At 54.4% G+C, this 26,077-nt stretch carries 22 protein-coding genes; 11 read left to right on the forward strand and 11 right to left on the reverse strand.

Annotation, left to right across the window (positions count from 1 at the left end):
• Positions 1-30: 30 nt before the first annotated feature.
• Positions 31-753: a phosphate signaling complex protein PhoU gene (gene phoU / locus CDH47_RS00905; protein WP_100637952.1), complete on the forward strand. Its 723-nt coding sequence runs from the start codon at positions 31-33 to the stop codon at positions 751-753.
• A gap of 23 nt (positions 754-776) precedes the next feature.
• Here the strand turns inward: phoU and CDH47_RS00910 are convergent, their stop codons facing one another.
• The 6 genes from CDH47_RS00910 to CDH47_RS00940 all read right to left on the reverse strand — a co-directional run bounded on the left by CDH47_RS00910 (position 777) and on the right by CDH47_RS00940 (position 6,265).
• Complete coding sequence (locus tag CDH47_RS00910) at positions 777-1,142, reverse strand: histidine triad nucleotide-binding protein (RefSeq protein WP_100637953.1); 366 nt, start codon at positions 1,140-1,142, stop codon at positions 777-779.
• 55 nt (positions 1,143-1,197) lie between these two features.
• A complete protein-coding gene (locus CDH47_RS00915) occupies positions 1,198-2,493 on the reverse strand; it encodes an FAD-dependent monooxygenase (protein WP_100637954.1) in 1,296 nt (431 codons plus the stop codon).
• 84 nt (positions 2,494-2,577) lie between these two features.
• Positions 2,578-3,132: an aminoacyl-tRNA deacylase gene (locus CDH47_RS00920; RefSeq protein WP_100637955.1), complete on the reverse strand. Its 555-nt coding sequence runs from the start codon at positions 3,130-3,132 to the stop codon at positions 2,578-2,580.
• A gap of 170 nt (positions 3,133-3,302) precedes the next feature.
• Complete coding sequence (locus CDH47_RS00925) at positions 3,303-4,136, reverse strand: mechanosensitive ion channel family protein (protein ID WP_100637956.1); 834 nt, start codon at positions 4,134-4,136, stop codon at positions 3,303-3,305.
• A gap of 122 nt (positions 4,137-4,258) precedes the next feature.
• Complete coding sequence (gene mnmH / locus CDH47_RS00930; protein ID WP_100637957.1) at positions 4,259-5,374, reverse strand: tRNA 2-selenouridine(34) synthase MnmH; 1,116 nt, start codon at positions 5,372-5,374, stop codon at positions 4,259-4,261.
• A gap of 486 nt (positions 5,375-5,860) precedes the next feature.
• Positions 5,861-6,265: a VanZ family protein gene (locus CDH47_RS00940; RefSeq protein WP_100637959.1), complete on the reverse strand. Its 405-nt coding sequence runs from the start codon at positions 6,263-6,265 to the stop codon at positions 5,861-5,863.
• 97 nt (positions 6,266-6,362) lie between these two features.
• On the opposite strand from CDH47_RS00940, the gene cysZ reads away from it, so the two are divergent.
• The 7 genes from cysZ (at position 6,363) to CDH47_RS00975 (ending at position 16,134) form a co-directional block, all read left to right on the forward strand.
• A complete protein-coding gene (gene cysZ / locus CDH47_RS00945; RefSeq protein ID WP_100637960.1) occupies positions 6,363-7,112 on the forward strand; it encodes a sulfate transporter CysZ in 750 nt (249 codons plus the stop codon).
• A 16-nt stretch (positions 7,113-7,128) separates the two neighbouring features.
• The gene (gene rapA, locus CDH47_RS00950) at positions 7,129-10,014 is read left to right on the forward strand and encodes an RNA polymerase-associated protein RapA (protein WP_100637961.1); all 2,886 of its coding nucleotides are present in this window, start codon (positions 7,129-7,131) and stop codon (positions 10,012-10,014) included.
• 67 nt (positions 10,015-10,081) lie between these two features.
• A complete protein-coding gene (locus tag CDH47_RS00955) occupies positions 10,082-12,532 on the forward strand; it encodes an acyl-CoA dehydrogenase (protein ID WP_100637962.1) in 2,451 nt (816 codons plus the stop codon).
• 17 nt (positions 12,533-12,549) lie between these two features.
• Positions 12,550-12,930, forward strand: coding sequence for a fluoride efflux transporter CrcB (gene crcB, locus CDH47_RS00960; protein WP_100637963.1), 381 nt, complete (start codon positions 12,550-12,552; stop codon positions 12,928-12,930).
• Positions 12,931-13,165: 235 nt separating this feature from the next.
• Positions 13,166-13,372, forward strand: a complete 207-nt coding sequence (locus CDH47_RS00965) for a cold-shock protein (RefSeq protein ID WP_071265711.1) — start codon at positions 13,166-13,168, stop codon at positions 13,370-13,372.
• A 182-nt stretch (positions 13,373-13,554) separates the two neighbouring features.
• On the forward strand, positions 13,555-14,130 hold the full coding sequence (locus CDH47_RS00970) for a glutathione S-transferase family protein (RefSeq protein WP_100637964.1): 576 nt from the start codon (positions 13,555-13,557) through the stop codon (positions 14,128-14,130).
• Between the two features lie 249 nt (positions 14,131-14,379).
• Positions 14,380-16,134, forward strand: a complete 1,755-nt coding sequence (locus CDH47_RS00975; RefSeq protein ID WP_100637965.1) for an alkaline phosphatase D family protein — start codon at positions 14,380-14,382, stop codon at positions 16,132-16,134.
• A 2-nt stretch (positions 16,135-16,136) separates the two neighbouring features.
• On the opposite strand, the gene CDH47_RS00980 is transcribed toward CDH47_RS00975, so the two are convergent.
• Positions 16,137-18,536 carry a phosphoketolase family protein gene (locus tag CDH47_RS00980; RefSeq protein ID WP_100637966.1) on the reverse strand — a complete coding sequence of 800 codons (2,400 nt, stop codon included), beginning with the start codon at positions 18,534-18,536 and terminating at the stop codon, positions 16,137-16,139.
• A 129-nt stretch (positions 18,537-18,665) separates the two neighbouring features.
• Here CDH47_RS00980 and ilvD point away from each other — a divergent pair, with 129 nt between their 5' ends.
• The 3 genes from ilvD to CDH47_RS00995 are packed head-to-tail and all read left to right on the forward strand — an operon-like array spanning position 18,666 to position 21,836.
• Complete coding sequence (gene ilvD, locus CDH47_RS00985; RefSeq protein WP_100638715.1) at positions 18,666-20,342, forward strand: dihydroxy-acid dehydratase; 1,677 nt, start codon at positions 18,666-18,668, stop codon at positions 20,340-20,342.
• Positions 20,343-20,366: 24 nt separating this feature from the next.
• Entirely contained in the window at positions 20,367-21,311 is a 945-nt protein-coding gene (gene pbpG, locus CDH47_RS00990; protein WP_239985540.1) for a D-alanyl-D-alanine endopeptidase, read from the forward strand.
• 45 nt (positions 21,312-21,356) lie between these two features.
• A complete protein-coding gene (locus tag CDH47_RS00995; protein WP_100637967.1) occupies positions 21,357-21,836 on the forward strand; it encodes an asparaginase domain-containing protein in 480 nt (159 codons plus the stop codon).
• Between the two features lie 2 nt (positions 21,837-21,838).
• Here the strand turns inward: CDH47_RS00995 and CDH47_RS01000 are convergent, their stop codons facing one another.
• From CDH47_RS01000 to CDH47_RS01015, 4 genes are all read right to left on the reverse strand, one after another.
• Entirely contained in the window at positions 21,839-22,531 is a 693-nt protein-coding gene (locus tag CDH47_RS01000; RefSeq protein WP_100637968.1) for a pseudouridine synthase, read from the reverse strand.
• A gap of 6 nt (positions 22,532-22,537) precedes the next feature.
• Positions 22,538-23,566 carry a metal-dependent hydrolase gene (locus tag CDH47_RS01005; RefSeq protein ID WP_100637969.1) on the reverse strand — a complete coding sequence of 343 codons (1,029 nt, stop codon included), beginning with the start codon at positions 23,564-23,566 and terminating at the stop codon, positions 22,538-22,540.
• Between the two features lie 201 nt (positions 23,567-23,767).
• Entirely contained in the window at positions 23,768-24,481 is a 714-nt protein-coding gene (locus CDH47_RS17555) for a THxN family PEP-CTERM protein (protein WP_193601542.1), read from the reverse strand.
• A gap of 157 nt (positions 24,482-24,638) precedes the next feature.
• Positions 24,639-25,895, reverse strand: coding sequence for a lytic murein transglycosylase (locus CDH47_RS01015; protein WP_420843653.1), 1,257 nt, complete (start codon positions 25,893-25,895; stop codon positions 24,639-24,641).
• Between the last annotated feature and the right edge of the window lie 182 nt (positions 25,896-26,077).

Below are 26,077 nucleotides of genomic sequence, written 5' to 3' on the forward strand. Positions count from 1 at the left end.
CCAGGGTTTAAAGAACAGGGGAGAGTCACAATGCCTACGAAAAAAGATGACGTATACGGAGACCACATCTCCAATCGATTCAATGATGAATTGCTGGCCCTGCAAACCCGATTCCTGAAAATGGGTGGTCTGGTTGAGACGCAGATCGACAGCGCAGTTAAAGCACTCATTGAGGGCGATGGCCAGTTGGCCGAAGAAATACGGGGCAAAGATGATCTGGTAGACCGCATGGAGATGGAAATTGATGAAGAGGCCATGCTCATCATTGCCCGTCGCCAGCCGACAGCTCGAGATCTGAGGCTGGTGATTTCGGTGATCCGAATGGTTGCAGATCTGGAGCGAGTAGGCGATGAAGCCAAGAAAATCGCCAAGTTTGCCATTAAGCTTTTGGACGAAGGTCAGTCGCCCCAGGGCTATGTGGAGGTGCGCAATATTAGCGCCCATGTGATGACCATGCTTCACGATTCACTGGATGCGTTTGCCCGTCTGGATTCCGAGCAGGCACTGCGTGTAATGAAAGAAGACAAACGGGTGGATGAGGAATATCAGGCTGCGGCCCGCACTCTGCTGACCTTTATGATGGAAGACCCCCGCAATATCTCACGGTGCATGTCAGTCATGTGGGTTCTGCGATCACTGGAACGGGTGGGGGATCACGCCTGCAACATTGCCGAGAACGTGATTTTCATGGTCAAAGGCGAAGATGTTCGCCATACACCTATGGAAGAAGCTGAGCGGGTCGTGGGGCGTTAAGCCCCACGCCGTGTCTGAGTCGGTCAGGCCTGCTTCATTTTGTCGGTATAAGGCGGCCATCCCAGAGGTTTTCCTGCCAGCAAGTGCAGGTGAATATGGAATACGGTCTGGCCTGAGTTTTCACCGCAATTCATCACAGTGCGGTAGCCATCCTCAGCAAAGCCCATCTCTTTTGCGAGCTTGGCGGCGACCCAGTACAGGTGACCGACCAGTTCGCGATCCATCTCTTCAATGTCGTTAATGGTCGCGATCAGCTTTTTCGGGATGATTAGCAGATGCACTGGCGCTTGAGGATTGATGTCCTTGAAGGCCAGGCTGATGTCGTCTTCGTAAACGATATCCGCCGGGATTTCGCGATTGATGATTTTGGTAAAAAGTGTTTCAGACATTTTGGCTTCCTTTTATTGTCGTCACTCTATGTAGATCACGTTGTGGACTGAACACTTAAAGCTGGTTCAGCCCGGGTAAGCGGGCTGTGAGTTGCCGAATAACCGCCGGCAGCTCATCGTCGATGCCCATGGCATAGCGAGCCACCTGATTACGGGCAAAGGGCAGGGCGCGAGCGGCGCCCAAACCCAGATTGCGGAGCAGGTGAACGGGCGGAATCTGGTTGCTGAACAGATGGTAGAATGCATCCATGGCATACATCATGCGCCGGTTCGCTGGTCGCCGTTGCTGCTCGTAGCTGGCCAGCACTGAAGCTTCAGCCAGATCCCTGCCCGCCCTTCGGGCCTCTTTGAGAGTATTTTGCAGGCACTGAGCATCCTGAAAACCGAGGTTCACACCCTGTCCGGCCAAGGGGTTGATGGTATGAGCTGCATCCCCCACCAGAACAATTCGACCTGCCGAGTAATGTTTCGCGTGCTGGCGGGCAATGGGAAAGCTGCCGCGCGCTTCAATGTGAGTCAGCTGCGGCAGTTCTGTCGGAAAGCCCTGCTGTATCTCCACCCTCAATGCCTCACTGCTCAGACCTTTCAGGCGGGTGAGTTCCTCTGGTGAGTCGTACCATACCAGTGAAGCACGGCTCTCGCCTGGATGGTCGGCGCCAGCACTGTACAAGGGTAAAAAAGCCCTTGGCCCCGAAGGATAAAAACCCTGCCAGGTGATGTCTTGTACCGGTCCCTGATAACGCACGGAAATGATCATGGCCTGCTGGCCGTACTGATTCCGGGTAACGCCAATACCGGCCATATCCCGCACTCGGGATTGGCCGCCATCTGCACCGATAACGAGTGTTGCCCTTAGCGCCTCTCCGTTTTCCAGGGTAACCATCGCGCAGTCATCAGATTGGGTAATGCTTGAGACACCATTGCCGGCCAGGATGGTGACTGATGGGTCTGCTTCAGCTGCGCGCCAAAGGCCCTGTTGAGTCACGGAGTTTTCAACAATATGACCAAGGTGAGAAGTGTTTAGCCTGGCGGCATCGAACTCCACCTGGTTGGATGTTCGTGGAAGCAGGATGCTCAGGGGATGCGGGGTTTCATCCCACACACCGAGGCGGCGGTAGGGTGTTGCCCGCATACTGAGGATGTGGCCCCAGGCACCCAAGTGCTGCAGATAACGTTCGCTGCCTGCGCTGAGGGCCGATACGCGGATATCGGGGGCGGCCTCCGGGTCGAACTCGGGGGCCGGGGCGCGATCAACCATCGCGACACGGAAGCCCTCTCGCCCGAGGCCGGTAGCCAGTGCAGCGCCGACCATGCCGGCACCCGCAATCACAATGTCAAAAGCTTGAGTCATATCGGGTTCCTGTCTGATGCCTACAGTTTACGCGAAGGCCAAGAACAGACAAGCGAACCAGACTAAGCCGCTTTTAAAAAACCATTAACCCATAGTGCCCGAAATCTGTTGTTCAGAAGCTTCTAAAGGCTGTCGCCTGCTCTTTTTCATCCAGGCCGGCTTCTGGGCCCCGGGTTTCATAAATCCCCGGTTGAGCACTATTGGTTGAACCAGGTTCAGAAAATCCCGGGTTTTCATGTGCACGGATTCGGTATGGCTTCCGGCCGCAAAAGCGATCTCCGGTTGTTCTGTTAGCGGCTCCGCACAGTACACTGTCATGCCAAACAGGTTGCCAAAAGGGGGCATAGCGCCAACTTCACACTCCGGGAAGCGATCCTGAAATTCCTGCTCATCGGCAAGATCAACAAAATCAGTATCCAGAATGCGGGACAGGCTTTCCCAACGAACACGAAAGGTGGCCGGCATGACCAGCATGGCCATTTTTCCATCGAGTTCAATAATGACGGTTTTGACGACCTTGTCACCGGCAATTTTTACATGGTGAGCAAGCTGTTGTGCGGTAAACGCGGGGGGGTGAGTGAGGCACATGTATTCAACATTGGCCTCATCCAGAAATTCTTTTAACTGCTGTATCGGCATAGTGACAGCCTCCTACCAGCAATGACAGCAACCCGCAGTGTCAGGACGGACTCCTTCCACTCCGGCGACCTTCTGGCGGGGCCATTTGGCCCCGCCATTAATCGTCAGCTTAGCTGAGGTTGTGCCGAATGCGAGTAACGGGTTGTATCCAAGGGATACGGAATGCTAATTCACTCGGATTTATACAAATGCACATCGCGCTGGGGGAAAGGAATGGAGATACCTTCCGCATCAAACGCCTTTTTCACCCGCTCCTGCATGTCCCAGTTAAAAGGCCACAAATCACCGGCCTTGGTCCAGGCGCGCACGGTCAGGTTTACCGAACTATCGCCCAAGCTGCCAACCACAATCAGGGGGGCAGGATCTTTCAAGGCGCGCTCATCTTCAGAAATCAACCGCGCAATAATGGCTTTGGCCTTGTCAATGTCATCGTTGTAGCCGATGCCAAAGGACATGTCGCAGCGGCGGGTTTCATAGACACTCATGTTGGTCAGGCTGGCATTGGATAGCTGGCCATTTGGTATGACGACGCGGCGATTATCGAAGGTGTCGATAATGGTGTAGAGGATGCTGATTTCACGCACTGAGCCAAGAAAGCCTTGTGCTTCGATGGCATCGCCTACCTTGAATGGCTTGAAAAGCAGGATCAGCACACCGCCTGCAAAGTTCCCCAGGCTGCCTTGCAATGCAAGACCAACGGCCAGGCCGGCGGCACCGATAATGGCAACGAAGGAAGTGGTGGCAATGCCGACCATGGAGGCGACAGAGATGAGCAGCAGTATTTTCAGAATGGCGCTGACAAGGCCGCACAGGAACTTGTTCAGGGTGGGGTCTTTCTTGCCTAGCTTCGAATCCAGTACGCCGACAAAGCGGTTGATCAGCCACATACCGATGATCAGTGTGAGGATGGCCAGCAGAACTTTCGGGGCGTAAGTCATAATCAGAGCAATGGCTTGATCCATATACTGGGATGCGGCGCCGTCAGCGCCGAACAGGTCTTCCATAGGAACTCCTTGTAGATATCTGTTTTTGGTGCATTTAAGCTTTTTTTAATGATTTTGGCGTAGCCAGGAGCCACCCACGGTCAGTTTATAGCAGAGAAAGAGAAGAGAGGAAATCAAAGCCGCTATGAAGATAGCTGTGCCGGCAACGCTGCATTGGCCCAGTCGATCAGTGTGGCTGGACCACCACGAACAAGGATTTGACCCTGTTTTTGACGAAGTTGGTAGTCGTACATAGGGTCATAGTATTCCTGCAGCAGAGGCTGAATCCAGTCGTCGTGGGCGTGTAACTTGCCGTTACTCTCCTGTTGGGTCAGCGCTTGTTCCATAATGCTGTGCAGCTGGCGATGGCGTTCGCCACCCAAGCGTTTACGTATGCGTTCAAGTGATCCCAGCAGGTAGTCACGGAAATTCAGCCAGCCGGCTTCTTCTCCGTCGCGCTGCTTGTAATCTGCGCACATATTTACGACATAATCTTCCCGGATAATTTGAACACGGTCTTCCAGTGATTGCTCAAGAATAAGCAGGGGAGCTTGTGCCATGCGCTCTTTCAAGGTGTCGGGTAAGGCGCATCGACCAACCAGGCGGCTTTCATCTTCCAGATAGATAGCGCCACCTTTCAGGTGGTGCGCTTTCAGCATGGCTACGGCCAAGCGGTTTTCAAAATCTATTTGTGATGGCTGTGGCGTTACCTGTCGCCCGAAGCTGGAGCCTCTGTGGTTTGCCAGCCTTTCCAGGTCAACCGGGTTGGGCAGTTGCTGCAGTACCCGGGTTTTGCCGGTACCGGTGCGGCCGCTGAGAATGCGAAAGTCGCCGGATTCGGTGAGCTCGTCGAGGCTATCAATAAGGAAGCGGCGCAATGTTTTGTAACCGCCTATGACCAGCGGGTAGTTAATGCCGGCATCGCGGATCCACTGCTGGGTGAGCCTGGAACGTAGACCGCCACGAAAACAGAATAGGTAGCCCTCGGGGTGGCTTGCTATGAAGCGCTTCCAGGCCTCAATTCTTTGCGCCTGAATATCGCCGGAAACCAGTTGGTGCCCGAGTGAAATGGCTGCGTCCTGGCCTTTTTCCTTGTAGCAGATTCCGACCCGGTGGCGCTCCTCATCGTTCATCAAAGGAGCATTTACGGCTTGTGGGAAGCTACCTTTGGCAAATTCCACGGGTGCCCGGACATCCATTAGTGGAATGTCGTTCAGAAATAGAGAGAGGTAATCGTCGGTATCGGATCTGCTTGGCATTTCAGGAATCAGTCGTTTGCCAGAATGAGGCCGCAGTATAACGGATGTATGGGGGCCTGCGCCGAATTGGAAAGCAAAAAAAGGGCAACCCTTGGGTTGCCCTTTACCGGAACAGGTCGGCGCATCCTTGCGCTGAGTGCAACAACCGTGTTGCGAATCCTTTTGCCACTCCGTGGAACCGGCATCCTAGCCAGTAATCCAAATAGTTATCCCTTAAGCCAGGAGTTCCTGTGTCCCTGCTTCTCCTTGCGCTCCGTGCAAGGGCGCATCCAGTGCGTCGTCCTTATCCTTGTCATCCTTGACGAGTTCACTATAGCAACGAGCGACCAGGTAAATTTGTGAGCCAGGCACGTTTCTGTGAGGCTGGTTTTCGGGCCACATTAATAACCGTTAACAGAATCAGTTAGTTAGGTGTCCGGCTGGTATTCGGGTAGATGTTGCGCACCTTAGAATGCTGGAAGTTCTCACAAGCTTGTGCGAGATGTCTCACAAGGGTTTGGGCGAATCTCGCAAGTCTTGATCGCTGTTTTTGGGCAGGAATGGCCAAGGAAGGAGGCCGATCAGTATCCCTGCGCCGTCGGCAGCCAGGTCTGCCAGGGAAAAATCCCTGTAAGGAAGGTTGGCCTGCACAACCTCAATGCCTAGCCCAAAAGCCAGCAGCGCGGGTGCGTACCAGATGGCGCGCAGGTTTGGCCAGGCTAGCCGAGTAACAATCGTCAGCTCAATAAACGCAATCAAGTGATTAACCTTGTCGCTGGGGGCGGAAGGGATTGGGTAACTGTTACTGGTAGTCGCCAGAAACCCAATGGCAATCACCGAGAGCAGCAGGGCAAAGCGCCACAGTGGCCGGAAGTTCAATAAGCTCGTCAGTTGGTGTTTCAGTGTGGCCATTGGTGAAATCCGTCAGAGTTCTCTGGCTGTGTGAAGGTTTTCAACATGATATGCTTTGCGCCCCGTAAATGTCATTGAAGCGGAGGGCTAATCGGCGATGCTCAGAGGTAATTTTTTTCGTGGCCTGGGCTATCTGGGTGAGGGTTTTCACCTGATTCGCCAGCCTGGCTTACGGCTGTTTGTCGTAATTCCGCTCATCATCAATATTTTCCTCTTTGGGCTACTGTTCTATTTTCTGGGCGAACTCTTTACTGTTTTGATTGCTGCTGCCATGGGCTGGTTGCCCGACTGGGCCTGGCTGCAGGCGTTGGATTGGCTGTTCTGGATTCTGTATGGCGCGGTGATTCTGCTTATGCTGGCATACGGTTTCGTGATTGTTGCCAACCTTATAGGTTCGCCTTTTTATGGGTACTTGGCAGAACTCACGCAAAAGCATCTCACGGGCCAGGAAGTCAGTTCTGAAGACGGCTGGGCTGCAATTATAAAAGACATCCCCCGAGCGCTTTGGCGGGAGGTGCAGAAAATTGTCTATTACCTGCCCCGGGCTTTAGGCCTGTTTATTATTGGCCTGATTCCGGTGGTCAATCTGGTGGCTGCGGTTCTATGGCTGTTATTCAACAGTTGGATGATGGCTCTGCAGTATGTGGATTATCCCGCAGATAACCAAAGGGTGAGCTTCAAGGCTTTGCGCCAGTTGCTTGCCGATACGCGGCTATCTGCTTTGGGTTTCGGGTTGCCGGTGGCATTGGCTGCCATGGTGCCCATTTTGAATCTTTTTGTGGTTCCCGCTGCTGTTTGCGGGGCAACTGCCTATTGGGTGCGCGAAAACGGCGCAACACGAAATTAAAGAGGTTGGAGGTTTTTTGGACGCATCGGATTTTGCTATTGGTCAGCGTTGGGTTAGCCACAGTGATACAGCGCTAGGGCTGGGGATAGTTACAGATATTTCTGGTCGGCGGATTACCCTGGGTTTTCCGGCGGCCGACGAGGAGCGCACCTACGCGATTGATAACGCGCCGCTTTCGCGGATTGTGTATCAGATTGGCGAGGAAATTGAGACCTTCGATGGCGCCAGATATCTGGTGCGGGCAGTTGAGGATCTTGGTGGTGTGCTCTTGTACCACGGGGAGCCGTTGGTGGAAGGTGACGAGCTGCCAGAGGCGGATCTGGAGCAGATATCTGAAGTAAAACTCGCCGGTTCCGTTAATTTTTCTGCGCCCCATCAGCGCCTGTTTGCCGGCCAGTTTGATCGCAATGGCGCATTCCGCCTGCGCTACGCTACCGTGCAGCACATGGATCGGTTGCGTGCTTCGCCTGCCCGCGGGTTGATTGGAGCCCGCGCACAGCACTTGCAGCATCAGATTTACATTGCTCATGAAGTTGCAAAGCGCCACGCACCACGGGTGCTTCTGGCAGATGAGGTTGGTCTTGGAAAAACCATCGAAGCCGGGCTTATACTGCATTATCAGTTGCAAACCGGCCGTGCCCGACGAGCTTTGATAGTGGTGCCGGATTCGTTGATTCACCAGTGGTTGGTTGAGATGCTCCGGCGCTTCAACCTCCGCTTTTCTATTGTTGATCAAAGTCGCTACGACGCACTTAAAGACTCCGAAGACGATGTCGACGCTTTGATGAACCATATCTTCGGCGACGAGTCTTCAGTTAATCCCTTTGAAAGCGACCAGTTGGTGCTCTGTAGCCTCGACTTCCTGGTGAATAGCCAGAAAGCCAGGGCTGACGTACTGAAGGCTGACTGGGATCTGATGATTGTCGACGAGGCACATCACCTGGCCTGGAGTCCTGAAAGCGCAAGCCCGGAATATCAGTTGGTGGAAGAGCTTTCGGCAGTTAGCGAAGGCCTTCTGTTGCTGACAGCTACTCCCGAGCAGGTGGGCGTGGCAAGCCACTTTGCCCGTCTGAGACTGCTCGATCCTGCGCGTTTTCATGATTTGCAGGCGTTTCAGGATGAAGAACAGCAGTACGAGGCGATTAATAGTGTAGTGCGGCGCTTGAAGGATGGAGAGTCTGATATCCGTGAGGATGACCGAAAAGCCCTGGAAGCCTGGCTGGGCGACGAGTTGGAGCAGTTGCTGAAAGGTGACTCGCCGCGGGATTCTGTTATCGATGCGCTACTGGATCGCCATGGTACAGGGCGGGTTCTTTTCCGTAATACACGGGCTGCAATTCAGGGTTTTCCAGAGCGCCGAGCCAATGCAATTCCATTGGAATGCCCAGACATGTATCAGGGGCAGGAATTTGGCTACCCCGGTCTGGCTCCGGAACAGTCGGTACCTGAAGAGCAGTGGCTTGCGGAAGATCCAAGAGTGGCCTGGCTTGAGAAAAAGCTGGCAAGTTTGCGCCCGGCTAAGGTAGTGGTAATCTGTGCTATGGCGGAAACTGCTATGGCACTGGAGCATTATCTTCAGCTCCGTGCGGGTATTCGCAGTGCTGCGTTCCATGAGCATTTGAGCCTGGTAGAGCGTGATCGCGCAGCGGCTTATTTTGCTGACAATGAACAGGGTGCTCAGGCGCTGATTTGTTCGGAGATTGGCAGTGAAGGCCGCAACTTCCAGTTTGCCCATCATCTGGTTCTGTTTGACTTGCCTGCAAATCCGGATTTGCTTGAGCAGCGTATCGGGCGGCTTGATCGAATTGGGCAAACGGAAACCATTGATATCCACATTCCCTATCTGCAGAACACCTCGCAAGAGGTTCAGTACCGTTGGTTTCATGAGGGGTTGAGCGCATTTACGGAAAGCTGTGCTGTGGGCGTTGCGGTTCAGGAAGCTGTTAGTGAGCAATGGAAAAACGCTCTTGAAGGCGAGTTATCAGTGCTGGATAGCCTTGTCGAAACCTCTGCTGCCGAAACGAGCCGGCTGAAAACACTGCTGCAAAATGGTCGTGATGCTCTCATCGAGCTCAACTCTTGTCGCGGAGATGTAGCCGATGAGCTGATTGCTGGCATTGAGCAGGAAGAGGGCTCAGCGCAGGTTCGGGATTACATGATGGAGGCTTTCGACATTCTTGGAGTGGATGTTGAGGATCACTCTGATTATGCCGATATTTTGCGCCCTGGCGAACAGTACCAAGCTGGCCATGTTGCCGAGCTGCCGGAAGATGGCATAACCGTTACATGGGATCGCCAGCACGCTCTTGAGCGTGAAGACATCGCCTTCATGAGCTGGGAGCACCCAATGGTTACCGGCGTAATGGACTCGGTGACCAGTTCGGGGCTGGGTAAGGCCGCTTTGGCCAGTCTGTCGGTGAAAGCCTTGCCGCCCGGCACCTTATTGATGGAAGCCTTGTTTACTGTGCACTGCCCCGCACCGGAATCTTTGCAGTTGACCCGGTACTTGCCCGTTTCACCCTTGCGGTTGCTGGTCGATGTGAATGGCAAGGAACTCTCTGCGGCTTTGCCTCATGATCGCCTTAACGACTTGTGCTCCAACATTCGGCGGCGTACGGCTCAGGCCGTTGTTCCGCAAATTCGGCCACAGGTAGAAACCATGGTGGATCATGTGGAACGCTTGTCTGCACCGCACTTGGAGCCGATGAAGCAAAAGGCTCTGGAACAGCTCGCCGCAAACTTTGAACCGGAGATCCGCAGGCTGGAAGCCCTGAAAAAAGTGAATCCGGCTATTCGGGATGAGGAAATTGATTATTTCCGCAATCAGCTGGACGCCGCGCGCGAAGCTATCGGGCATGCCAGTCTGGCATTGGAAGGGATTCGGGTTATCGTCACGGCGTGAGGCTGTTTTTTGAGATGCCCTTAACGTAACATTTTGTAAATTGAACCATGGATGACAGAGAGACCCTATGATGACTTTGATTCTGTTTTTAGTGGCGCTGGCAGGCCTGTTGATTGTTATGCGGCGTGAATCCGGCGCCAAACCTGCCATTGGCGTAATGGTAGTGGTTGGTGTTTTGTCGATGATCTTTGCATCTGGATGGTTGACACTGATTTTGTTTGTTGGCGCTGCTGTCACCGCGGCGGCGGGACTACCTGGCCTGCGCCAGGGCTGGCTGACTCCGCGTATCTTTGCCATGTTCAAAAAAGTGGCCCCCAAGGTGTCGGATACCGAGAAAGTGGCACTTGAAGCCGGCACCGTGGGTTGGGACGGTGAGCTGTTTACCGGCAAGCCGGATTGGCACAACCTGCTGATTAATCGCCACACAGGCTTGAGCGAACAAGAGCAGGCCTTTGTAGACAACCAGTGTGAGCAGGCGATTTCTATGTGTAATGCCTGGGACATTGCGGTAGAACGCGCCGACCTTCCTAAAGAGTTGTGGGACTTCCTCAAGAAAGAAAAGTTCTTCGGAATGATCATTCCCGAAGAGTACGGTGGGCTCGGTTTCTCGGCAAAAGCCCAAACAGCCGTGCTACAGAAAATTGCCGCCAACGAAATGCTCATGGTTACCGTGGGCGTACCAAACTCCCTTGGGCCTGGCGAACTGTTGCTCAAATACGGCACCGAAGAGCAGAAAGAACACTACTTGCCGCGCCTGGCCGATGGTCGGGAAATTCCTTGTTTTGGCCTGACCGGCACCCGTGCAGGGTCTGATGCCACCTCGTTGCCGGATGTGGGCACCGTGTGCAAGCAGGAAATCGACGGCAAGGAAGTGATTGGTATAAAGCTGAACTTTGAAAAGCGCTGGATCACCCTGGCACCCATCGCGACGGTTGTGGGCCTCGCTTTCCGCATGTTTGACCCGGACGGTCTGCTTGGTGATACCGAAGATTTCGGCATTACCTGTGCCCTGATCCCCCGTGATACCAAGGGGATGGAAATCGGCCGCCGTCATTGCCCTATCGGAAGCCCTTTCCTGAACGGCCCAATCGTCGGCAAGGATGTGTTCATTCCACTGGATTACATTATTGGTGGTCTGGATATGGCTGGTCAGGGGTGGCGTATGCTGGTTGAGTGCCTCTCTGTTGGTCGCTGTATTACGTTGCCATCAGGCGCGGCTGGTTCTGCAGCTTATGCTGTGGGTACTGCGGGCGGATTCACCCGTATTCGCCGACAGTTCAATACCCCGGTTGCAGATATGGAAGGCGTTCAGGAGCCACTGGCTCGAATCGCCGCTAAAACTTACATTTCCCAGGCGGCGGTTAATCACACAGCCAACATGATCGATAAGGGTGAAAAGCCTGCGGTGCCCTCTGCAATCCTCAAATATCATTTGACGGAATTCCAGCGCAGCATTCTGGCGGATGCCATGGATGTTCACGGCGGTAAAACCGTGACCCTTGGCCCCCGTAACTATCTGGGAATCAGCTATAGCGGATCACCGGTTTCCATTACGGTAGAAGGCGCCAACATCATGACCCGCAGCCTGATGATCTTTGGCCAGGGGGCCATTCGTTGTCACCCCTATGTGCTGAAAGAGCTGGCCGCCAAGGATAATGACGATATCAATGCTTTTGATGATGCCTTCTTTGGCCACGCTGGTCTGATCTTTGGTAACGCAGCAAGAGCCTTTACCCAGGCGCTGAGCGTCGGCCGCGCAGACGTACCCTTTGACAGCGCGAGCCGAAAGTACGCTCAGGCGGTTGCCCGCTTTAGTGCAGCGTTTGGCCTGTGCTCGGATGCCGCCATGACCACTCTTGGCAGTGAGCTGAAAATGCGCGAGCTGATCTCTGCGCGGCTGGGCGACATGCTGTCCAATTTGTACCTTGCCTCCATGGTGCTCAAGAACTGGCATGAAACTCAGCCAGTGGAAGGTGAGAAAGAGGTGATGCAGTACAGCCTTGGCTTGCTGCTGCATCGCACAGAAGAAGCGCTGGACGGTTTCCTGCAAAACCTGCCGAATCGTGCAGTCGCGTTGGTTCTGCGTGGGATCACTCTGCCTCTGGGCCGGCGCTGGGGTAATCCCCATGACGACCTTGCGCGCAAAACCGCCCGGTTTATATCCACCGATACGCCCATTCGTCACAAGCTGATTGCCAGCACCTGGACAACCGATGGGGACGGCTCGGTAGAGAACCCTGTAGTACGCTACAACGGCCTGTTGAAAGACTATGATAAAGCCGAGCAGCTCTACCGCAAAGCCACCAAGGCTTACGCCAAAGGCGAATTGCCGATGACTGCCTTGCGCCCGGAAGAGCGTTTCGAGGCGGCCCTGGAAGCTGAGATTTTCACCAAAGAAGAAGCCGGATTCATGCGTGATTACGAAGCTGTTGTGCTGGAAATGCTCACCGTGGACGATTTCCCGTTTGATGAGTTCGCCCGCAACAAGGACACGGTGATTGACCACAACCCGGCGTAACGGGGCGGGCCGCTGATATGTGGTTGTCCGTTCTGGCTGTGAGTGTTGGCGCCGTTGTCGGCGCTAACCTGCGCTGGTGGCTGGGGCTGTGGCTGAATGCTGGCTACCAGGCAATTCCATACGGAACCCTGGCAGCGAACCTCAGCGGCGGCTGGTTGGTTGGCTTGCTGATTGGTTACTTCAGTCAGGGTAGTTCACTGGCGCCTGAATGGCGCCTGTTCGCTATCACCGGTTTGTGTGGTGCGCTGACAACCTTTTCCACCTTCTCTCTGGAAATGCTTTCCGCGATTCAGGACGACAAGTGGGCATTGGCCATTACTGGCATCCTTGCCCATGTGATTGGCTCTATACTCATGACTGCATTAGGTATTTACACCTTTAGTCTAATGAAAGGCTGATGGGTACGACTACCTACAGGATTTATTTTAAATCTACTTGGCAATCCAGTGATTCAGTAGTAGAGTGTTTTGGAAGGAAAGATTCAGCAAAGCATTTCATGAATAAGACGTACTCCGCAGTTAGTAGTGACCGTCCTGTTTTTGATCCCGCGAGTTCTGTATTTCCGTAAAACGCTGACCAGCCACATTCAGTGAATGGCAGCAGATAATATGATTGATTTCAGGAAGTTTAAGTATGTCTACTACTACCGGTACTGTTAAGTTCTTCAACGAAGCAAAAGGCTTTGGCTTTATCACTCGTGAAGGCGGCCCGGACGTTTTTGTTCACTACAGCGCAATTCAGGGCAGCGGTTTCAAGACTCTGGCAGAAGGCCAGCAAGTTGAGTTCACCGTTACCCAGGGCCAGAAAGGTCCTCAGGCGGAGAACGTTACTCCTCTCTAATCCCACTCGGATAGAGTAGTAACCGCCAAAAAGGCAGCTTCGGCTGCCTTTTTTCGTTGTATGGCTCGGTATTTCTGAGCAGTGGAACTGACGTGGGACATTTCAGCCAGATGCAATGAGCATTAACATTGCCTGAAGAGTCCTGATAAAGAGTGTCACTGGGTTAAATAACCGGAGAGCTTATGAAGCTGATTGGATCAACTACCTCGCCCTATGTTCGGCGCATCCGTATTCTGCTGGATGAAGAGCGTTATGAGTTTGTTAACCTCGATATTTACGGCGCTGATCGCGACGAACTCAGAAGCAACAATCCTGCACTGAAAATACCTGTGCTAATTACTGACGGGCAGGAAATATTCGACTCCCGAATCATCGCCCGTTATCTCAGTTCCAAGCAGGGCAGGGATCCGCTTACCTGGGATCAGCAAAACCAGATGACCTTGATTGATGGCGCGAATGACTCAGCCGTTACCCTGCTGCTGGCGAAACGCTCTGGCCTGGATGTGGACGCCCCTGGCATATTGTTTTTTGATCTGCAGCGCGAACGCATTATGACCACTCTGCGCACCCTCTCTGCTCAGGTAGAAGAAGGCCAATTTGAGGAGTGGAATTACCCTGCCATGTGCCTCTACTGCCTGGTGGACTGGCTCGATTTCCGTGATCTTGTGGACTTCTCCGGTATTGAAAGCCTGATCGCTTTTCGTGACAGTCATAAAACCCTTCCTTGGGTGGCCGAAACCGATCCGCGCCAGTCTTAAGCTCGAGCTGCTAGTATAAAGGTGCCCTTGGAATCGGGCACCTGCCTCCTCTTGTTTTCTACGCCTCTTTTTTGCTTTTTTACTCCTGACGATTCTTTGATGAACTGCGCTTGTCGTAATTTGATATGGCGTTGTCGCAATTTGGCAGTGCGTTATTCGTTCAAGCGGACTAGTTTCTAAGTTGGCACCCGCAGGTGTGTTTCGGGCACCGTTTGCTCGGGCTCAAGGAATTCAAAGGACGATATAACAATGACAAAACTTACGAGGCGGGACTTCCTGAAAGCGTCCGCTATGGGCATGGGCGCAGTGGTTGTCTCAACTGGCTTGGCCGGCTGTGTGTTTGATAGTGATGATAAGCGCGCGACTGATTTTACTCACGGTGTTGCAAGTGGCGACCCACTGGCAAACGGAGTGGTTCTCTGGACACGAGTGGTGCCAGAAAGGGATTTTGAAAAGCCGGTCAGTGTTGCTTGGGAAGTGGCAACTGATGCGGGTTTCGAGCAGCTGGTGCACTCCGGCACGGCTGAGGCCAAAAATGCCCACGACTTTACCGTGAAGGTAGATGTGCGTGGACTGACCCCGGCACAGACGTATTACTACCGGTTTCACACTGCCGACAGCCAGTCTCCTGTGGGCACGACGCTAACCTTGCCAGAGGGCAATGTGGATTCGGTTCGGCTTGCGGTGGTGTCCTGTGCTAACTACCCCGCAGGCTATTTCAACGTTTATCGTGAGCTCAGCAAGCGCAATGATCTGGATGCAGTTGTGCACCTGGGCGATTACATCTATGAGTACAGTAGTGAGGCTGGCAGTTATGCAGCGGCAGATGCTGCAGCACTGGGCCGCACCTTCCCTGCGGATAATGATCTTGAGCTGATCAAGCTGAAGGATTACCGCCGCCGTTATGGAATTTACCGCAGTGATGCCGACCTCCAGGCGCTGCACCAGAAAGTGCCGTTTATTGTGGTTTGGGATGACCATGAAATCGCTAACGACGCTTGGGAGAATGGCGCAGAAAACCATAGTGCCGATGAAGGAGATTATGGCGTCCGCAAGCTTGAAGCCTTGCAGGCGTTTTTCGAGTGGATGCCTATCCGTCCGGTCATTAAAGGCAATGACGAGGCGATTTTCCGCACCTTCAGCTTCGGGAATCTGGTGGATCTGCATATGTTGGATACCCGGCATATGGGGCGGGATGAGCAGCTGGACTATATGGACTACTTTTCCTCTGGCGGCAGCCTCAACCAGGCCCAGTTCATTGCGGATGTAGGAAGCACCAGCCGCACATTGTTGGGCGCCGAACAGCTGCTCTGGCTGAAAGCTTCCCTGGGTTACTCCACAGCCACCTGGCAGGTGTTGGGACAGCAGATACTGATGGGGCGGATGAATCTCCCGGCGGAGTTGTTGGTTGCTATTGCGACCCAGGATCCAGAGAAGCTTGCCGGTTTACCGCAGACTCTTGCAGAGCTTGCGGAACTCAAAGGGCGTAAGCTGGCTGATGATCCCACGCTCACGGAAGTCGAACTGGGACGTATAAATACCGTTGCCCCCTATAATCTGGACGCTTGGGATGGCTACCAATATGAGCGTGAGGTTGTACTGGGTACGGCCAAGCAGCTGGATAAAAACCTTGTAGTACTGGCCGGCGATACCCACAACGCCTGGGCTAACAACCTGAGAGATGGATACGGTGATCAGATTGGTGTGGAGTTCGCGGCAGCCTCGGTATCGTCGCCCGGACTCGAAGAATACCTAGGGCTACCGGAAGAACTGATCGGTGGCGCTGAGGGTGGAATCGGCCTGCTGGTAGACGATCTGGAATACCTGAACATCAATCAGCGCGGATACATGCTGGCCACCTTTACCGCTGATGAAGCCAGGGCCGACTGGTACTTTGTCGATACCATCAAATCCCGTGATTACGCCATCGACACTACCCGCAGCGCAAGCCGAAGAGTCCGGCCCGGTGAAGGTAACCGCCGCGTGGAGTCTGTTCCCGGCTGATGTCAGGGAAGGCCGCGGGTGATCAGCGTTGGGTCTCCGCGGCCTTCCACAGCAGCCAGTTCGGCACTGGACAGCCACTCTCCGGGTGGCTTGTCCAGCACACTGGCGCAGGCTGCCAAAATGTGGCCCCAGGAACAGCCGTTGGCAAACAGCATCCCGGCCTCATTGAGCGTGCCGCCCCGGTTAATGTAGCCCAGGACCCTGCTGTGAACTGGATCCGGAAATAGCGGGTGTATGTGCCCACGAAACACCTCAGGCCGCATGTGGGTGAGTGCCACTCTTCGGTGTAGCCGGCCTGGTAGCAAGCGCTCCCGTTCAATCTCTGATAAGCAATATTCCGCCTCCAGGGTATCCCTGGGCTTCCGTAAGCGCCCTGGCTCCTGAATATAAACCAACCGGAATGAGGTACCGGTCTCCCGCAGTCGGTCGCAGGCCCGGATGGCTTCCGACAGCTGGTAGGCGCCATTGGCAATCAGCAGTATCGGTTCTCCCCCGGACGTGTCTTCGTCGACCACCAGTGCACCGTTCCGTGCGAGCGTTTCAGCTTCCTGGGCATCGAATACGCAAGGTCGGTTGCGCTTGGGAATAACCATGCAACTGATGGTTCCCCGCTTGGCAAATACCGAAGGAAGAACGGCCAGCGCACTGTTGTAATCCGCAGGGAAGATCACCCGGGACACATCGTTCATTTCTCCCAGCAGGCTTTCACAGAAAGTGGTGTCCTGATGGGATTGTTCGTTTTTGCCGTTTTCCCATGTGTGAGAAGTGGCGATAACCGGCAGGCCAAGCCAGCGGGCCGGGCGGCCCACGGATTTTTGGTGCCGTGCAAAGATCAGTTCCTGACGAATAGCGCCGAGCATTTTTACGCAGAAGGCTTCGTAGCTCGCCACCAGATTGATTCCGGCTTTGTTCGCCAGGCAGGCAGACACAACTGCCTCCTCGTTGAGTACCGTGATGATTTTGCCATGCACCGATTCAGAATCGTTCTCCGGGTCGTTCACCCGGTGCTTCAGATCTGCCAGGATTCCGGTCAGGCGGTTACTGGAGAGCTCATCAGGGTTGCCAACTCGAGCCCGAAGATCCGGGTTCTGCGTAACTAATGCGCGGAAAAAGTCATCCACCGCCCGCATTGGGGAAACCGTGTCGTTCCGGTGAGGAATGGTGGGAATGGCAAGGTCTGGCGGATTCCGCCTTGCCAAAGGGTGGTCGCGCTCCATCGGACGGGATTGCTGTTCGTGCTCTTTCAGTCGCCCTACGCTTTCAGCAAGCTCTTGGGGCACGACCCAGAGGCGGGATGCGTGCTCCTGAAACAAGTCCCGGGATTTTGCATCTATGCGCGGGTTGCCCGGTAACGGCAGGTTATGGGCAGGGTTCAGCCCCGCGCCATAAAAGCCATAACCTTTGTCGGTTTTGGCAATACCATAGGGAATGCGAACCGGGTAATTCAGCTCCCCTTTCAGCGCACGTTCACTTCTTTGCTGCAGCGCCTCTTCCATTTTTGCAAGCGCACACACGAAGGCCGCCGGGTCCCGACCATCAAATATGAAGGGGTCGAATCCGTGGGCTGACAAGTTCGCCTCAAACCGCTCAAGACCTTCACGGGTACCCATTTCGGTACGCTGTTCAATGCGCCGCCCATTGGCGATCATGATAGGCATCACCAGGCCACAATCCTCAGCCCGCCACCAGCGGGGTATCCAGTCACTACCTCGCTGCTCTTCAGCGGCGCCATCAGAAAGAAAGGTAATCAGTGACTCTCCCGGCAGAGGCATGTGTGCATACTGAAGCTCAGCAAAGCCCAGGTAGCCACTCTCAATAATGCCACCCGCTGTATATGGGTTAACGTGACTGCCCAAAGGCGCTGCCGCACTGCCGTCGGGTTTTTGCTGATAGCTGTAGAAATCCGCTACCATCCGTGACAGCCCGTCTATTCCGGTGTAGCGTTTGTGCTGTTCAGGAAGAAGGTTGCCGGTTAATACGTTCAGTGCATCAATGGCCGCTACGCAATGTCCCTGCCCCATAAGCCAGCTACGAGTATGCCCTGTCAGATTATTGAGGGCCATGTAGGCTGCGTAAGCGGGCACCATATTCAGTGCTCCACCAGTGTGGCCTTCGGGGTTGCTCTTGAAGTCCTTCGCAGCCAATGGAGTGCCAGAGATGTCAACGCGGTTTGCGTAGGTCATGTGTACGACCAGCCACATGCCGGCACTGGTTAGCCGGTCAAGATCTGCCAGCTTGCGGTAGACTGTAGCGGTATCCGGCTGGAGACCTGCGGAAACAAGACGTGAAGCCAGCGCCTGAACCTGGCTGCAGGTGGTGCTGGTATGTTGAATGACGCCATAGCCGCTGCGCCAGAGTTCGTAAGCAGAACAAGCCGCTGATGGCGAAGAGAGTGATGGCATGATGTGCCTCCAAGGCTTAATTATTGTACAACGATTGTATGAGGCATTCGCTTGCTACCGTTTGATTCAGGTCAGGTGGGCAGGCTTATGGTTGAGACAGTGTTGTTACTGTTTTTTAAGGAGAAACTGATGAGTGATGACAAGCGCCGCCGTTATTCCGCACCTGTGGTGGACGGTGTGGGTAAGTCTGCCAGCCGTGCGATGTTGCGGGCGGTGGGTTTTACTGATGAGGATTTCCGCAAACCCCAGATTGGTATTGCTTCCACCTGGAGCAATCTGACGCCTTGCAACATGCACATTCACGAGTTGGCAGAAGCCTCCTCGGCGGGTGCTGATGCTGCTGGCGGCAAGTCATTGATCTTCAATACCATTACAGTGTCTGATGGCATAGCCAATGGCACCTTGGGTATGAAGTACTCCCTGGTTTCCCGTGAGGTGATCGCCGACTCCATCGAAACCGTTGCAGGCTGCGAAGGCTTTGATGGGCTGGTCGCTATCGGCGGTTGTGACAAGAACATGCCGGGTTGCCTGATGGGATTGGCTCGGCTCAACCGGCCATCCGTGTTTGTGTACGGCGGCACCATCCTGCCCGGCGAAAACCACACCGACATAGTTTCCGTTTTCGAGGCAGTCGGTGCCCATGCCAGAGGCGACCTCGACCTTATTGAAGTGAAACAGATTGAAGAAACTGCGATTCCCGGCCCGGGGTCTTGCGGTGGTATGTATACTGCCAACACCATGGCCTCTGCCATTGAGGCGATGGGCATGAGTCTTCCGGGCAGTTCGGCTCAGAACGCTGTTTCCAATAACAAGCTGGAGGATTGCGAAGCTGCCGGCAAGGCCGTACTGAACCTGCTGGATAAAGACATAAAGCCCTCAGACATAATGACCCGCAAAGCGTTCGAGAACGCGATTACCGTTGTTATCACACTGGGTGGTTCAACCAATGCTGTTCTGCACCTTATCGCCATGGCCAGTACCGTTGGAGTTGAGCTGAGCCTGGAGGACTTCGTGAACATCGGTAAGCGCGTTCCTGTACTTGCAGATCTGCGCCCGAGCGGGCATTACATGATGTCTGAGTTGGTGGCGATAGGCGGTATTCAGCCGTTGATGAAGATGCTGCTGGAGCGAGACTTGCTGCACGGTGACTGCCTGACGGTTACGGGGCAAACACTGGCGGAAAACCTGGCTAAAGTAGAGCCTTACCCTGAAGATCAGGATATTATTCGCGCCTTCGATAATCCTGTGAAAGCCGACAGTCATTTGCGCATTCTCCATGGCAACCTGGCACCGGAAGGGGCTGTAGCCAAAATTACTGGTAAGGAAGGAACACACTTCTCTGGCCGTGCCCGAGTGTTTCATTCTGAAGAAGAAGCCCAGGAGCGGATTATTGATGGAACCGTGGTGGCGGGTGATGTGCTGGTGATCCGTTATGAAGGCCCGAAAGGTGGCCCGGGTATGCGTGAAATGCTCACTCCTACCTCAGCAATCATGGGGAAAGGGCTAGGCAATGACGTGGCGCTGATCACCGACGGTCGCTTTTCCGGAGGTAGTCACGGCTTTGTAGTAGGGCATATCAGCCCGGAAGCAGCTGAGGGCGGCCCCATTGCGTTGGTTGAGGATGGCGATACAATTACAATCGACGCGGTTGCGAACACCATGGTGTTGGATATATCTGACGAAGAGCTTGAGCGCAGGCGCAAAGCCTGGGTTGCTCCCCAGCCGCGATTTACCCGTGGTGTGCTTGCCAAATACGCCCGCACAGTAAGTTCCGCATCCACTGGCGCGGTTACCGACCTGCCTTGAACTCATAACGATAGAGCCTGGTAAATGCACAGAACGAATATGGCAAAGATGGTGTTGTGGCTGATCTTCTGCCTGCCACTAATGGCAAATGCTCAGCAAACAAGCGCCACTGCCGAAGACTCTGCCACGCAGGGTCCTAACCTCGCTTCCGTTAACGCAGCGGTGGCTATGGAGGGCAGTAACGAGCTGGTTTTTGGTAAAAACGCCGATCGCTCTGTGCCTATAGCGTCTATAACCAAGGTAATGACGGCTTTGGTGGTTCTGGAAACCGGCGCTCCTTTGAAAGAATGGCTGGTTTTCCAGGAGCGCCATACCCCGGCGGCGGCCAATGCCTACACTCGCATTCGGGTTGGCTCCAAGTTGCGCCGTGCCGATGTGTTGCGAATAGCGCTGATGTCGTCGGAGAACTTTGCGGCCTATACCCTGGCGCGTAGCCATCCCGGTGGTTTTAATGCCTTTATCGAGGCCATGAACGCCAAGGCCAAAGAGCTTGGCATGCATGGTTCCCGCTTTGTAGACCCTACTGGGCTTTCCTCGGAGAACCTTTCAACCGCAGGGGATTTGGTGAAGCTTGTTAATGCCGCGGCAAAGTACCCCGAGATTCGGGAGTACTCTACTACCGGGTATTTCCGAGGCAACTTCCGCAAGCCTCGTTACAGCTTGTCGTTTGGCAACACCAATGCTCTGGTGCACCGTGACAGCTGGGGTGTTGGGTTAAGTAAAACCGGTTACCTTTCGGAGGCTGGGCGTTGCCTGGTGATGATTTCCGAAATGAACGGCAAGCAGGTGGTTACGGTTCTGCTGGACTCTTTGGGCACCCGATCGCCCATGGGGGATGCCGGGCGTATCAAACGTTGGTTGGATACCGGTGCCAGTGGGCAGGTGGCTAAAGCCGCACGGCAGTATGCGTTGGAAAAGAACGCGGCCTATAACTCTGTTAAACAGAACACCACAACCGCTCTGAAATAGCACCTGTGGTAATTCGAGAGCCACAATAAACAGGGCAGGAATGACATGATTCAGATCTTCACCACAGGCGGCACCATCGACAAGGTGTATTTCGACGCCAACAGCGAGTTTGAAATCGGCGAGTCTCTGGTGCCGGAGCTGTTGGCGGAATCCAACATCCACAAAGGCTACAGCCTGCAGGGATTGCTGCGCAAAGACAGCCTGGAAATGACCGATGCGGATCGTGAACTGGTTTTTTCTGCTGTCAAAAGCTGCGACAACAACCGGATACTGATTACTCATGGTACGGACACCATGGCGGATACGGCCCAGGTGCTGTCTTCGCTTAGTGACAAGACCATCGTTCTAACGGGAGCCATGCAACCCGCGCGGATGCGCCGCAGTGATGCGGTGTTCAACATCGGCTTTGCCTGGGCAGCAGTGCAGCTTTTGCCACCTGGCGTTTATATCGCCATGAATGGAGAAGTGTTTGAGGCTGGAGCGGTGCGTAAGAACCTGAAAGCCCAGCGTTTCGAACGTGCCTGAACTCAGTTAATCGAAGCGATTTCCTGCTCTGTCAGCTCCCGATATGCCCCTGCCTCCAACTTCGGGTCGAGAGAAATTGCGCCAATACTCTGCCTGTGCAGGGCTTCCACATGATTCCCTACCGCTGCCAGCATGCGCTTGACCTGGTGATAGCGCCCTTCTGAAATAGTCAGTTCAATCAATTGTGGCTCCACAACCTTTACCTGCGCGGGCTTTGTGGGTTTTGGGTCGTTGTGAAGCAGAATGCCGGTTTCCAGTTCCTTGATGGCTGAATCTGTTATGGGGGTGTTGAGGCCTACCCGGTAGGTTTTCGGGCAGTCTACTCTGGGAGAGGTGACTCGGTGAGACCATTTTCCATCAGTTGTCAGTAGCAGCAAGCCGGTGGTGTCGGCATCCAGTCGCCCCGCAATGTGCAAATCCTTGGTTAGCTCCGCTGGGAGAAGATCCAGCGCAGTCCGGTGTTCGCTGTCACGGGTCGCGCTCACAACGCCTGCAGGCTTGTTCAGCATGAGGTAGCGCTCGCCCTGAACCGTTAGCAGCGTGCCGTCTAGCTGGACACTGGCACCGGCAGGGACGTGCTTGCCCGTGTCTTTCCATACTTCACCGTTCACCATGGCTCTCCCGGCATGTATGGCGCGCCTGGCCTCTTTGCGTGAAAGTGGGGAGCTTGTGGAAATAAACTGATCAAGCCGCATGGTTTTTTAACACTCCTGTCCGGTGGCTGGCGTTGCAAGGTTGGCAAGACACAGTACCGGAATAGCGCCCGTGGTGCGGGCCCAAAGTAATGGTAATGCGCCAGTATTCATAGCGGGGCGTGGCGCGCGTTTTCCGTTGCCCGGTGTGAGTGCGCCACCCTGTTCACTGGCCAGTACGAAGGTAAATGGGTGAGCGCCGGGAATGCCCAGCCGAACATCCGTTGCGGTGATGTCGCCGTTGTGTGCCTGGTAGTCGAGAAAACCTTTGGTAAACCATTCCAGACGACGGGTTTCGGGGAGCTGTGAAACCGCATCTGCCAGTTCTGGCTGGCGGGGGAAATACTCAAGGGTTAGAGGCGCATCACCATCCAGAAAACCGGTCACGATTTCGACGCGCTGCTGATCGGTGATGGCAGTTGCACGCCATAACACTGTATTGAAAGGCATGGGCTGCACTAGCAGTTCAGCATCAGCAAAGCCTGCCTCAGCCAGAGTGGGCTGGACGCGTTCAGTGATGACTTGTTGAGCCACAAATGACCAGCCGAGATACACAGTAGACAGAGCGAGACCGGCCGCTATGGCGCGTAACGCCGGAGGGCGTATTAAAAAGGCGATGCAGCCTGCCAGTAGCGGGAGTGTGTACAAGGGATCGATGATGAAGATGCTACTTATGGCCAGCGGCCGGCCAATGGGCCAGAAAAGTTGTGTGCCGTAAGTGGTAAAGGTGTCCAGAAGCGGGTGCGTCATCAACACCAGAGCCGTCAGTAACAGCCAGCGTGGAAACCCCGGTTCTGGTTTCCAGCGCCAGAGTATGGTTGCAAGCAATACCGATAAAGGCGCAAGCACGAACAGCGAATGGCTGAAGGCCCGGTGCTGGGTGAAGTTGGCCACCGCCGTTCCGTAATCAATCAGCACATCAAGATCGGGAAGCGTGGCCAGTAGAGCGCCGGTGAGCAGAACGGGTCGCCCGAGGGTTTTGCCTGCCACGAGGCCTGCGATTGAGGCGCCAAGGGCCGCCTGAGTGATTGAGTCCATGAATTCCGTAAAAGTAGAAAGTGATGGTGGGTATTATGCTCGGAATGGGAGTTCAGATCACGGGAAGACGAATATGTTGAGAATTGAGGTGTTAAAAAAGCTGACACCCCGGGCCTGATGCAGGCGCGGGGTGTCAGTTTTGTACTCTTTTGGATTCTGTGCACTACAGGATTATGACGTTCCTGTTAATGCGTCAGCCAATTAAGCAGCTTTGCGGCGACGTGCCATGCCGAGGCCGGCGAGGCCCAGGCCGAGCAGGGCCAGGGTGCCAGGCTCGGGTACAGCTGTTGCAGTTAATTTGGCAGTCAGACTGTAGTCACGATATGTATCTTCGGGAGTGCTGCCAACAGCGCTCAGACCAAGCAATTCCAGAGAATACTCAAACCCACCAAGCCTAAAGCTGTCGCTCGTTACGGTGGCATCGGTTTGTGAAATTATATCGTCAACCGGGCCGTCGTGCTCGTCCCAGCACCAAAAAAGAAAGCAGGACTCGTATGTGGCGTTATCTGGAGTCTCAATATGTGAAAACGTAAATACACCATCTGATATGCCGGTACCGCCAAACCCTGAAAAACCAAGGGTAACGAGAAGGTCAGTGGATACCAGTGTGTCGCCGTCAACTTGATTGTTGGTGTGCCTCAACTTGCCTAGGCTGAACTCTGAATCATCAGTTCTCTCCAGCGGCAAGGATGGGTTGCTTATAAATTCGTAGCTACTTTGGGATTTGTTGCCGAAAAAACCAGTGTCGCCCCAGTAAATATAGCTTGAGTTTTCACCCCCAACATTATTTCCGCTTTCGTCTTTGGTGTTCATGAACTTTCCGTCAATGGATTCAACGGCAACCGGAAACGCTGCTACGGACATAGCGGCTGACAACAGCAGCGCACCAATAGATCCTTTCGCCAACATCTTCATGGCATAACTCCTAGCTTTAATAAAGAAATCACACAATTCATTTTGTGTCGTTAGTAGCTACGAGCATGCCATTATCGTGCCAACTAATAAATCTCTTTCAAAACATAAGGTTACAGCTGTGCATTTTTTGATCTGTAAGGAAAGCTGACAGACCGTATTAGTTGCTCACCCCAAGCTGATCAAGCAATTCCTGCCCCGGAAAGCCATCAGCGATCAGTCCTTCAGCATGTTGATACTTACGGATCGCAGAGCGGGTTGCTGGCCCGGTAATGCCGTCCGGTTTGCCGGCGTCGTAGCCTCGCTCGTTGAGAGCTGCCTGAAGTGCAAGGACAGTATCTCTGGCCAGCGCCGGTGTATCTTCCGGCGGCGGATTCTGCAGCAGTCCGGCGCCCGCAATGCGGTCTGCCAGGTGGCCCACGGCAATGGCGTAAAACTCGGAACGATTCCAACCCATGATCACTTTGAAGTTGTGATAAGCAAGGAATGCGGGCCCGCGGTGGCCGGCCGGAACGATCAGTGCCGCCGAGATATCTTCTTGGGCAAGCGGTTTGCCGAACGCATCGGTAATCCCCAGCTCGCGCCACTTGCTGAGCTCAAGGCGGCGTCCATCAGCCAATGAGTAGTCAAAGTTTTCGGGCAGCAGTACTTCACGGCCCCAGCGGTAGTCTCCGTCCCAGTTCATGGACTGAAGGAACTTGCCGGCAGACATCATGGCATCTGGCAGGCTGTTCCACAGGTCGCGGCGGCCGTCGCCATCGGCGTCTACCGCATGTTTCAGGAATACGGTGGGCATGAATTGTACGTGGCCCATGGCGCCGGCCCAGGAGCCTTCCATTTGTTCGACGGGAATGGCGCCCTCATCAATAATGCGTAATGCGGCAATCAGTTGTTCTGTAAAGAAAGTGCTGCGGCGGGCATCGCAAGCCAAGGTTGTCAGGGAGTCCGGCACAGACATCTTGCCGAAGTAGCTACCAAAGTTGGTTTCCAGGCCCCAGAAGGCGACGAGATAGGGCGCGGGTACGCCGGTCTCTGCGGTCACCCGTGCCAGCAGCTCGCTGTGCTCTTTGATCAGCTTCCGGCCGTTGCTCACTCTGGAATCGTTAACCCGGCGGTTCATGTAGTCTGCAAAGGTGGTGGTGAATTCGGGCTGCCTGCGGTCCAGCTCGATAACCCGCTCCTGGTGCTTGACTCCCGTCATAACGTCTTGAGCTGTTTTGGCGCTCACCCCGGCGGCAATGGCTTTTTCCTGAAGTTGCAGTTTGCACTCTTCAAAGCCTGCAGGTGCCTCCGGTACAACTTCACTGTCTGCCGCTTTTGCGGTAGCAGGCAGGGTGGAGATAGCGAGAAGGGCGGAGACGGAAACACGGCACGCCATGCGCCGGTTGGGTAGAATCCTTGCAAGCTTGGTCAGCACGGAAAACCTCGGTAATAGAGTAAGGTGTGGGCGTTAAAAGGCCATGTTAGCCTGTTTTTCGGCTGGTGAAACACTTTACGAGTCACATGGGAGTGACAGTTCTTTAACCTGTTGCTGTCAAAGGTCCGTGGCATGCAGTTCTTGGCTGCTTTCAGCTTCGAAGTTTGTGGTTTTTTGTAGCA

The sequence above is a fragment of the Marinobacter salexigens genome (assembly GCF_002806945.1).
In the GTDB taxonomy this organism is placed as follows: domain Bacteria; phylum Pseudomonadota; class Gammaproteobacteria; order Pseudomonadales; family Oleiphilaceae; genus Marinobacter; species Marinobacter salexigens.

What these genes read in the sequence shown, in the direction of transcription:
- phoU (WP_100637952.1), top strand. Translation starts at nt 31, where the DNA reads ATGCCTACGAAAAAAGATGACGTATACGGAGACCACATCTCCAATCGA.
- CDH47_RS00910 (WP_100637953.1), bottom strand. Translation starts at nt 1,142, where the DNA reads ATGTCTGAAACACTTTTTACCAAAATCATCAATCGCGAAATCCCGGCG.
- CDH47_RS00915 (WP_100637954.1), bottom strand. Translation starts at nt 2,493, where the DNA reads ATGACTCAAGCTTTTGACATTGTGATTGCGGGTGCCGGCATGGTCGGC.
- CDH47_RS00920 (WP_100637955.1), bottom strand. Translation starts at nt 3,132, where the DNA reads ATGCCGATACAGCAGTTAAAAGAATTTCTGGATGAGGCCAATGTTGAA.
- CDH47_RS00925 (WP_100637956.1), bottom strand. Translation starts at nt 4,136, where the DNA reads ATGGAAGACCTGTTCGGCGCTGACGGCGCCGCATCCCAGTATATGGAT.
- mnmH (WP_100637957.1), bottom strand. Translation starts at nt 5,374, where the DNA reads ATGCCAAGCAGATCCGATACCGACGATTACCTCTCTCTATTTCTGAAC.
- CDH47_RS00940 (WP_100637959.1), bottom strand. Translation starts at nt 6,265, where the DNA reads ATGGCCACACTGAAACACCAACTGACGAGCTTATTGAACTTCCGGCCA.
- cysZ (WP_100637960.1), top strand. Translation starts at nt 6,363, where the DNA reads ATGCTCAGAGGTAATTTTTTTCGTGGCCTGGGCTATCTGGGTGAGGGT.
- CDH47_RS00955 (WP_100637962.1), top strand. Translation starts at nt 10,082, where the DNA reads ATGATGACTTTGATTCTGTTTTTAGTGGCGCTGGCAGGCCTGTTGATT.
- crcB (WP_100637963.1), top strand. Translation starts at nt 12,550, where the DNA reads ATGTGGTTGTCCGTTCTGGCTGTGAGTGTTGGCGCCGTTGTCGGCGCT.
- CDH47_RS00965 (WP_071265711.1), top strand. Translation starts at nt 13,166, where the DNA reads ATGTCTACTACTACCGGTACTGTTAAGTTCTTCAACGAAGCAAAAGGC.
- CDH47_RS00970 (WP_100637964.1), top strand. Translation starts at nt 13,555, where the DNA reads ATGAAGCTGATTGGATCAACTACCTCGCCCTATGTTCGGCGCATCCGT.
- CDH47_RS00975 (WP_100637965.1), top strand. Translation starts at nt 14,380, where the DNA reads ATGACAAAACTTACGAGGCGGGACTTCCTGAAAGCGTCCGCTATGGGC.
- CDH47_RS00980 (WP_100637966.1), bottom strand. Translation starts at nt 18,536, where the DNA reads ATGCCATCACTCTCTTCGCCATCAGCGGCTTGTTCTGCTTACGAACTC.
- ilvD (WP_100638715.1), top strand. Translation starts at nt 18,666, where the DNA reads ATGAGTGATGACAAGCGCCGCCGTTATTCCGCACCTGTGGTGGACGGT.
- pbpG (WP_239985540.1), top strand. Translation starts at nt 20,367, where the DNA reads ATGCACAGAACGAATATGGCAAAGATGGTGTTGTGGCTGATCTTCTGC.
- CDH47_RS00995 (WP_100637967.1), top strand. Translation starts at nt 21,357, where the DNA reads ATGATTCAGATCTTCACCACAGGCGGCACCATCGACAAGGTGTATTTC.
- CDH47_RS01000 (WP_100637968.1), bottom strand. Translation starts at nt 22,531, where the DNA reads ATGCGGCTTGATCAGTTTATTTCCACAAGCTCCCCACTTTCACGCAAA.
- CDH47_RS01005 (WP_100637969.1), bottom strand. Translation starts at nt 23,566, where the DNA reads ATGGACTCAATCACTCAGGCGGCCCTTGGCGCCTCAATCGCAGGCCTC.
- CDH47_RS17555 (WP_193601542.1), bottom strand. Translation starts at nt 24,481, where the DNA reads ATGAAGATGTTGGCGAAAGGATCTATTGGTGCGCTGCTGTTGTCAGCC.